Raw genomic sequence first — 10,182 nt, forward strand, 5'->3', positions numbered from 1 at the left:
GTCCCCGCCGCCCTCGTCCCTGGGGACCACCCCGCCGCCCGGCCAGAACCCGCGTCCGCGGCCGGCCGGGGTACGCCTCGACGAGGAGCTGGACGAGCGCCGCAGTGCGCGTGTCGACACCGGGATGCTGCCGCCTCCGCAGGTGCACCGGCCCAGCAGGTTCACCGACGACAGCCGGATGCCCGGCTACGTCGACGGCTTCCTGGCGCTCCCCGGGGACGACTCCGACGGCAGCTCCATGCCCGTCGTCTTCGGGCGGAGCGAGGTGGTCATCCGCAACCGGGAGGGGATCGCCGCGCACATCGGCGGCAGGATGACGGAGCACGGCCGGGAGACCGCCTCGGCTCCGGAGCCGCGCACGCCCCGCCGGGTGCGCGGCGGCGGCGTCGACGAGTCCGTCCTGGACCGGATCCAGCAGGCGATGCGGGAGCGTCCGCAGACCTTCACCGGGGACGGCCGCGAGTTCGTCTACCGCGCCGAGTCCGGGCGGCTGCGCAAGATGCACGTCAGGATCCGCAACTACGGCGAGTGGACCAAGTTCACCGACGGCGCCTCGCCGACCAAGGGCGACAACGCGCAGCGCTCCCAGACCGCCGTCGGTGGGACCAAGACCCTCGGCCAGACCCGCCAGCTCGCCCTGGGGGTGCCGCTGGGACCGCGGACCGCGACGGTCTCCCCGTGGGGCCGGCTCAGCCTGCGGCTGGGCCGCGTGCGCGGTTTCGCCTACACGGCGCAGAACCAGGTCGTCAGCGAGGGGGAGACCCGCGACCTCGGCACCTCGCATCCGTACCTGGACGACGCCTACGTCGAGGTGCGCATCACCGACGCGGAGCCGGCGCGCCCCGCCAAGCCGGGTGTGCTCGGTACCCGCTGGCGGGCCAAGCCGGCTTTGGAGACCGCCCCGGCCGTTCAGTTCGCGTTCGGTGTGCACCACGGCCTCACCGTGCGGCTGCCCGAGGGCGTCACCACGCAGTCCACGCCCGGCCGGGCCCCCAGGACGCTGCAGCTGGGCCCCGATGCCGACTACCAGCTCGTCATCACCGAGGACTTCGGCCCCGTCGCGCACATCCGCGAGTGGGCGGTCGACCGGATCGGCGCCTCTCCCGGCTCCTCGGCCTACCGCGAGCTGGAGCGCTTCTTGTCCTCCGGGAGCTTCCACGAGCTCGCCGGGCGGCTGTCCCGGTCCGCGGTGCCCAGCAACCCGCTGTTCGCCGACGACAAGAAGAACACGCCGTTGGGCGCCTTCGTCATCGAGCGGATCGTCCCCGGGCGGGCCGTGCTGGCCTCGGAGACGCACGACGCGGAGCTGCGGGACTCGGGCTTCCTGACGGTGCAGAACACGTGGAAGCAGACCAAGGCGTACTCCAAGGACTTCGCGGCCGTCGTCGGGCCGACGTTCAATTTCCCGCCCCTGAGCTTCATCCCCGGCTGGCTGGGCCGGTTCAAGCCGCGCATCCAGCTCGGCGCCAGCGCGCGCATCGGGCACGTGCGGGGCCGCTCGCAGACGACCGGCGGCTCGGGCGCGGTCCGCTCGGTCGGCCGGGCCAAGAACAAGGCCAGCGACCTGTACCGGGTCGAGAAGACCGTCTGGATCCGCAAGACCGGTGACGCGCACCCGACGCCGTTCACCACCTGGAGCCTGGATCGGATGACGCGTACCGAGGCGCGCCGCCTGGCCGGGATGGCCGACGAGAACGTCCTCGGGCGCGACACCGAGCCGTTCGCCCCCGCCTACCTCACCGAGAACAACCCGCCGACCCTCGGCATGTCCCGGCCGGTGCAGTTCCTCTACGCCAACGGCCGCTACAGCCGCAGGTTCCCCGAGGCAACCGAGGGCACAGACCTGCCCGCCCAGGAGCAGGCGACCGCCTCGGCCGCCCAGAGCCCGACGGTCACCTTCTCCGACCGCACCCGGCTCGACTCGTTCACCCGCCAGGTGCTGACCGCTGTCGCCGGCAAGTACCCCACCATGGTCGCCCGCCTGGAGGACCTCGGCGACCCGAACGGCCAGCGGTGGCGCAACCACGGGCACTACCAACTGGTCCTGCACAACACGCTGACCGTCATCAACGCGCTGTCGCACCACAGCATGGCCGGGAACCTGGAGGCGATGAGCCAACGGGGGCTGCGGATCGGCCTGGTGGACCCCGGCAGGTTCACCCGCGGCCACTACTACATCTGGCTCGACGCGGAGCTGACCAACCGCGCCTGGGTGGGCCCGACGGACACCATCCTGCGCCACAGCGCCCCGGGTGCCACGAACCTGGACCAGTCCCAGCACGGCGTCCAGGGCGCCGGGCTCGGACTGGAGGTGCTGGGGGCCCTGCGGGACTCCGACACCAGCGACGTCGGGCTCTCCGCGCACACCCTCGGCGCGCGGGGCGGCTACCAGGCCGGCTGGCAGACGCGCGACGAGTCCGGCTATGGCGCGACCGCCACGTCCGACCAGATGGCGGTCACCCTGGAGCCGGGCAACCTGTACTCCTACGACCTGTCGCTCACCGTCAGCACCGGTGGCTACTGGCGGTTCCGCAGCCTGCTGCGCGGCCTGGTCAGCTTCGGCGTCCTGGGAACCCAGCTGTTCGTCTTCGGCCCCAAGACCCGCGGCGACATCGTCGGCGGCAACGCCGCGGTCCCGGCCGTCGAGGGCAAGGTGCTGCTCAGCGTCCCGGCCGACCACTCCCCGGCCACCGACCCGCACGCCCCGGACGCCGACAACCCCTACCTGGACCCGCATCCGGTCACCCCCAGCCGGATGCCCCGCCACGAGGCCAGGAAGCTGCTCGACGCGTCTCCCGAGAGCGCCTGGGACCCGGGCCCGCTGGACGGGCTGCCCCACCAGACGCTCTCCGTGCTGGCCCCGAAGGAGGACCGGGGCATCGGGGACCGCGTCCTGGAGAAGGCGTCCCGCGGACGGTGGCAGTTCACCCGCGAGGGCGCCCCCGCGCACGAGGCCGCCGTCCGCCCGGAGCTGCCGCAGTTCCTGACGGCCAACGCCGACCAGAACGCGAGCGCCACCGGCTCGCGCCGCACCGGCCTGTTCGGCCAGGGGCCTTACATCGACTGGCTGGCCACCGTCGTCCACCGGATGCGGATCACCAATCTGCGCGCGCTGACCGGGCCGCGGCCGATGGAGACCGAGATGACGGTCGGCGGCTCCACCAAGGCGTCTGGGGCGCAGAGTCGGACCTTCACCCAGCAGGCCGGCATCACGGTCGCCTACCGCGACTCCCACGCCCCGGGCTCCGGGGTCACCGGCAGCTACGGCCTGTTCTGGCGGCCGTGGTGGCGCAGCCAGAGCTCCAGCGGCACCGTCACCCGCACCGTCACCTCGGACATCAACCGCGTCGACCAGGGCTACCAGGTGCTCGCGAACGGTGATGCCGAGCACGAGGTGGCCGCCGAGACGCGCTCCCTGGGTCTGCTCTCGCCGCTGGGCGCGGTGGTGCGCAGGCTGCACGACTGGGCCGGTGAGCGCCAGGTGGTCCGGGGCGGCTGGCTGGGGCACCTGCCCGAGCGGGTCGCCCACCAGCTCGGCCTCATCGAGGGCGACGACCTCGGCGGCGGTCCGCGCTACCTGGCCCGCCGGTGGCTCCAGCCCCGGTGGTTCCGCAGCGCCCCGTTCGCCACCTACCCGGTCAACTCCCTGGACACCACCGAGGTGGTGGAGCGGTTCCAGCAGCGCCTGCGCGACCTCGGCCTCGACGAGGACAGCCGGGAGACGATCCACCAGCTGACCTCGTCCCGGGTCACCCGCGCGCTGCGCCGGGAGATGATGGGCACGGGCTCGTCGGTGACCGGCCGGGTCGGCCTGGGCTGGAAGCGGATCCGCGTCGGCGGTCGGAGCGTACGCGTCCGGGCGCGCCTGGAGCCCGTGGGCGAGCAGGAGTTCGTGCGGCTGTGGCCCCGCACCGAGCTGGAGGACCACCGGTGGGCGGTCGAGAGCTTCAGCGACGCCTCCGCCAAGGGCCGGGGCGGCGACGCCGGAACGGCGCTGCAAGAGGGCGCCCACATCGGCAGCGACACCGCGCGCATGGCGGGCCCGTCGCTGACCGAGACCGGCTCCAAGCGGAACTACGTCTCGGCGGCCGGCACCCGGGTGAGGGGCCGGCTGTGGACGTCGTACACCAGCGAGCCGCACGCCGAGTACGCCACCCGCTACCGGCTGAGCCTCACCGTGGAGCTGGGCCGCAAGAGGGGCGAGGACAGCGGGAACCGCGGGCCCCGGCGGGTGGAGGAGAGCGGGGAGGTCGGCAGCCAGCGCGAGATCGTCCCGCTCAGCCTGATGCGGCCGGACGCCGCCCCGGGCGCCCCGGTGGACCGCCCCGATCCGCTGGCCGCGCCGGAGATCGCCGACACCCCGCCCGCGGTGAACGTCCTCACCGGGGACGACAGCCCGGTGCGCGAGATGGCGGAGGACCCCACCAGGGCCTTCGACTCCTGGCGCGCCATCACCCTGCCGGACGGCACCCAGGGCCCGTTCGTCCCGCCGGAGAACGGCTTCCACGTCCGCAACATCATCGGCGCGGAGAGCATCCTCGCGGCGAGTACCCTCGCGCTGGCCAAGGCGTATGACAACCGGCTGGCCGCTCTCTCCGGCGACCTGAGGGGCGAGGAACTGGAGCGGGCGCTGCGCAAGGCGCGGATCACCCCGCTGACCGCCGAGGGGACCGGTTCCGCACAGGTGCTGGAGGACGCCCACGGCCCCGGTGCCCTCTCCGCGTTCTTCGAGCACGCGTCGAGCGACGCAGGCTACGAGACCAGCGGTCTGGTCGAGAACGCCCTCTCGGACCGCTCCGAGGGCGCGCTCCAGGTCTTCTCCCGGCCGGACTTCACCGGCGCGCGGCTTTTGGCGGTGGCTGACGGCGCCCGGATGGAGTCCCCGACCCGGATCACCCACAGCGACAACGTGACCACCTCCCAGGGCGGCGACCACAACGCCGTCCTCGGTGGTGTCGCCGTCACGAAGTCGGACAGCGTCGGCATGGCGAGCCCGGGCCCCGGCACCGGCGCCGACGCCTCCGACAGCGACGGGCGGGTGGCCGCCGACGACCTGGCCCGCCAGGTGAAGAGCAAGCCCAACACGGGCCGGGTCTTCGCGTTCGCCATCCCCACGGCCTGGCTGAGCGTCGCGGACGTGCACCGGCAGTTCAAGGACCTGTCGAGCAGCGAGTGGGTCCGCAAGCACCTGCTCGGCTCGCTCGGCGGCGTCAAGCCGGGGCCGCAGGCCGTCGAGGCGCAGTCCCATGTGCTGGCCTGGGTGCGCGAGGACGTCGCCCGGGGGCTCGGGCTGATCACCGACGACAACTTCCCCCAGGCCGTCGCCGACGCCTGGGACAAGGTCAAGGACGCGGCCAAGACCTGGGCCGACGAGGACGGGAAGTACTGGGAGCTGCGCCGCGGCCTGCCCGGCCTGCGAGAGGCCGCCGAGACCGCCCGTGGGGTGCGCGCCGTGGCCCGGCAGGATCTTCGGCTGGCCGAGAGCGCCGCGCGGGCGGAGCGGGCCGCGGCACGGCAGGAGTACGAGGCGGCGCTGGTCGCGGCCCGCGCGGCGCTCCAGCAGGCTCCCGCGGACTTCCAGGACGCGGCGGCCGACACCCTGCGGTCCGCCCTCGACCAGGCCGCGCAGGCGCGGCAGGCCTACGAGGACGCCCTGCTGGCAGACCTGACGGCAACCGCCCCCGCATCGGAGCGCGCCGTAACCGAGGCCCGCATCGAGACCGCCCGGCGGGCCAGGGACGAGGCGGACGCCCTGGTCGGCCGCGTCCGGCGCGCGGAACGGGACGAGCGGGCGGCTCGGGCGCGGCAGGCCTTCGACGCCCGGAGGGCCGCGGCGGCCGAAAGCGTGGCGAGCGCTCGGGACGCGGCCCACGCCGCGGCCCAGGCGTACCGGGGGGCGCAGAACGCCGCGGAAGCGCTCCTCACCCAGGTGCGCGACCAGGAGCGCACGGCCGAGGCAGCCGCGGACAACCTCCACCACCTGCGGGCCCAGACCGACCGGCTGACCCGCTGGCACCGGCTGCCCGAGGACCCGCCGAGCGCCGAGGAAGGCGCCGTACCGACCCGCGGCGGACTGCCCGAGCCCACGGTGACGGACCTGGGGCAGGAGCCGGTGGAGCCGAAGCGGCTCCCCGGCGGACTGGAGACGATCACCGAGGAGCCCGAAGACTCCGAGGAGGAGACCTCAAGCACGGGCACGGACCAGCGCCGGGACACCGAGGACCCGACGTTCCAAGAGCCGCCCCCGGCCCCGCCGCGCTACACCCTGGTGACCGACCTCGACGACGGCGCGCCCGCGGTGAGGTCCCCGCAAGGAACCACCCACCGGCTGCGCGACGTCGCCGAGGACAACTCCTTCTTCCGCGCACTCCAGCAGGTGCTGCCCGCCGCCCGCACCGGCGCCGACGGCAGCACCCTCGACCCCGCCGGGCTGCGGAGCGCGTTCGCCGACACGGTGGACGGGCTGCCGCCGGACTCGCCGCTGCTGGCCTACCTCTCCCCGGACGAGACGGACACCTTCGCCGCCGCCGAACTGGACGCCGCTGCCCTCGACCTGGGCACCGGCACCCCGCAGCGCCGGGAATTCGACGCCCTCGGCGTCATCCCGCACTCGGCCGGCGACCGGCCGGCCCCGGACCGGCGCTACCAGCCGCTGAGCCCCGACCAGCGCCGCGGGCTCGCCGCCGCCCAACTGCGGCGCGCCGCCGACGCCGCCGCCGGCACCGGCTGGGACCACAGCGCCGCCGACGTGCTGCCCGCGCTCGCGGCCCGGCGGTACGGGGTGGGTGTGCGCGTCGTCCGGGGGGACGGCACCTACCAGGACTTCCCGCCCGACCCCCGCCGTTCGCTGGACGACGACGCCGAGCTCGTCGTGCTGTACCTGGCCGACGCGCACTTCCAGGCCGTCGAGGCACGCGCCGTGGCCGAGGGGCCGCCGCCTCTCGAAAAGCCCGAGGACCCGGTGGACGAGTCCCTGCTGACCGCCCACGCCACCCGCCCGTGGACCTGGGAGGGCCTGGACGAGGCGACCTACGCGGACCAGCCCAGGTTCGACGCGGCCACCGACCCCCGTACGCTGACCGACCCGGACGGCTTCGTCTACGACCTGGTCGAGACCCGGGTCGGGAACGGCAACCAGTTCTACTCCGCTGTCGCGGTCGCCCTGGGAGCGGACCCGGCGGGCTCCGCCGGGTTCGAGGTCGCCGACGAGCTGGCCGAGGCGCTGGGCCTCGCGCCGGTGCCGCCTCAGCTGCCGCTCGACCCGCGGGCCACGTTCACCGAGGAGGAGCTGTACGGGGCCGGGTTCGTGCAGCCGCTGGCGGACGACCTGTACGAGGAGTTGGTACGCGGCGGCGGACGGCTGCCCGAGTCCCTTCCGCCGGTGCCCGACCACGTGCGGGAGGGCCTCATCCGCGCGCAGCTGCGGGCCGCCCGCCGCTGGAACCTCGGCACGACCCTGCTCGCCGCCCGGCTCGTGGCGGAGTACCTGGACGTGCACGTCACGTTCGTGCACGAGAACGGCACGATCGACACCTTCGGCACCGCGACCGACGACGGCCGCAACGCCATCGCCCTGTACGAGCGCGGCCACAGCTTCCTCGCGGCCGTGCCGCGCGGCTCCGGCAACCCGAACGCGCCGTGGAACTTCCGGACCACGCGCCCGCCCAGGCCTGCCGCGCTCCCGCCGGCGGCCGTCGTGGACCCGTCCGGTCCGCCCGGCGGCAAGGGCGCGCCGAAGCCCCCGCCGACCAGGCAGGGCGCCACGCCGCCGGTCAACCACGGTGTGCCCTTCGAGCCGGGCACCACCCCGGATCCGGCCGGCACCCAGAGCCCGCCCCGGGGCTGGCGGAGCACCCTGCGGCACGCCCTCGAACGACTGGACACCCTGCGGCAGGCCGTGCCCGAACTCGAAGGCGGTCCGCTCGACCTGGACGCGCTCGCCCGCCACGTCCTGCTGCTGGCCCCCGACGCGGTGGTGACCGAGACGCACCGCACCGTGCTGCTGGACGCCGCGCGGGCACCGGAGATGGCCGCCGTGCCCAGCCTGGCGGTGCTGGCCGGGTTCGTCCTGGACCGGCGCGGGGCGCCGGCCCTGCGGGACTTCGGCTGGGACGTGGACGCCTTCGCCGCCCGCGTCCTGCACCTGGGCGCCCCCGACCGGGCGCGGCGCCCGGAGCTGATCCGCCTGATGGAACGGGCGGCCACCATCGGGGTGGACCTGGACCGGAGCGTGCCGCTGGGCGCCTTCCACCTGGCCGCCCAGGGCTCCTTGACCCCCGAGCGGATCGTCCGGCGCCCTGACGGCTCGCCCGTGGGCCGCGACCTGGACGAGAGCCTCCCCGCCCTCGACCTCGACCTCAGCGAGATCACCCTCGTCGGCGTCGGGTCCGACGGGCGCCTCACCTTCGACGGTTCCGAGACGGCGCCCTGGCACCGCCAGGACGGCCCGGAGCCCTGGGTGGTCAGGATCGCCGGACCCGTGGGCGAGGGGCTGCTGTCCGGACGGATACCGGCGGCGGACATCGCCCACCTGTTCGTCGAAGACCCGGAGCGTCCGGACGGGAGCGACATCGTCCTCCTGCTGCCGCCCACCGATCCGGCCACGGCGAGTCCGGCCGTCGAAGCGCTGCTGGACGCGGTCGCCCGGAACACCGGCGCCACGGTGCACACCGCGTACGGCAAGGCGGACTTCCTCAGGGACGCGGACGGCCGGATCACCGTCGCCCTGTCTCCGGACGCCCAGGGCCGCCGGCGCACCGCCGCGGACTTCGTCACCGCCGGTCCGGGCGCCGCCGCACGTTCCCGCCCGGCCACCGGCGGCCCGCGGTACCGCCCCCGCGCCCGTGCGGGGGTCAAGCGCCCGGCCCGGTCGGCCCGCACGGCGGCCCGGCCGCCCGCCAAGCGGCCACGCCGGGTACCGCCACCCACCATGCCCACGGGCACCACGGGCACCACGGGCACCACGGGCACCACGGGCACGACGGGCACGACGGGCACCACGGGCTCGGTGGGTACTACCGGCACTGCCGGAACCACAAGTGCCACGGGCGCCACAGGCGCCACAGGCGTCACCGGCACCACCGGCACCACCGGCACCACCGGCGCCACAGGCGTCACGGGAACCACCGGAACCACAGGCGCTATTGGCGCCACAGGTGCTACGAATGCCACTGGAACCACCGGCGCCACAGGCACTACCGGTGCCACGGGCACCACGGGCACCACAGGCACCACGAACACCACGAGCACCACCGGGTCCGGGGTCTCAGGGGTGACGGCGACGCCGGCCACTCCTGCCGCGCCTGCGCCGGGGGCGGTGCCCCAGCGCCGGGCGGCGCGGCCGACGGGACCGTCCCCGGCGCCGATCATGACGGCCCCCGTGGGCAGCACCCCGCGCTGGGCCCGGGGACGGCGGCTGCCGGTGGCCGGGGACGGCAACTGCCTGCTGCACGCGTTCCTGGCGAGCGACCCGGGGCTGGTCAGGGACCGCCTGCCCGGTCTGTCCGGCCCCACCCGGTCCGCCGACGACCGATCTGCGCACGCCTGGCTGTCCGAACCCGACACGGTCCGCGCCGAGCTGGCGGCCGGCGGCGAGCCCAGCGACACGGACCGTCATGTCCTTGACGCGATGCGGCGGTTCGTCGCCGACTACCTGACCGCGAGCCAGGGGCGGCTGCCCGCCGAGATCGTCCTCCAGTACCGCAATTCCGTGCCCGAGGGGCTGGCCGCGGACGTGGCGAGGATGGACGAGGTCCAGTTGGTGGTTGAGCTGACCGGGCTGGGCGTCCCCGTACCCGACCAGCGCCGGTTCGCCGGCGACGCGGAACTGCTGGGCGAGCTGCGCGATCTGGTCCTGCGCCACACCCCGTTGAACCCGGCGGAGTTGGCCGGCCTGCGGTCCGTGGTCCTGGACTGGGGCAACCGCTGGAACACCAACGTCGGCGACACCTTCCCCCATCTGCTGGCCCACGCCTTCGGCGTCCGGATGGACATCGCCTGGTCCCGGCACGGGGCCGACGGTCGGACGGAACGGCGCGGGATGCGGCCCGGAATCGGCCCCGCGAGCGCCACCCACGAGATCGAGCTGTTCTACCGGACGCACGTGGACCGGTCCGGTCTCCTGGAGCGAGGCACCGAGCACTACGAGGGCAGCGACGCCCGCCCCCGCCTCGCCTCCGGAAC

Annotated in this window: 1 pseudogene; it reads left to right on the plus strand. The window is 74.8% G+C overall.

The features are described from left to right. Positions 1-10,182: pseudogene (locus AB8Z75_RS25890) on the plus strand (hypothetical protein); the annotation flags it as partial.

The sequence above is a fragment of the Streptomyces sp. PU-14G genome (assembly GCF_041028275.1).
GTDB lineage: Bacteria > Actinomycetota > Actinomycetes > Streptomycetales > Streptomycetaceae > Streptomyces.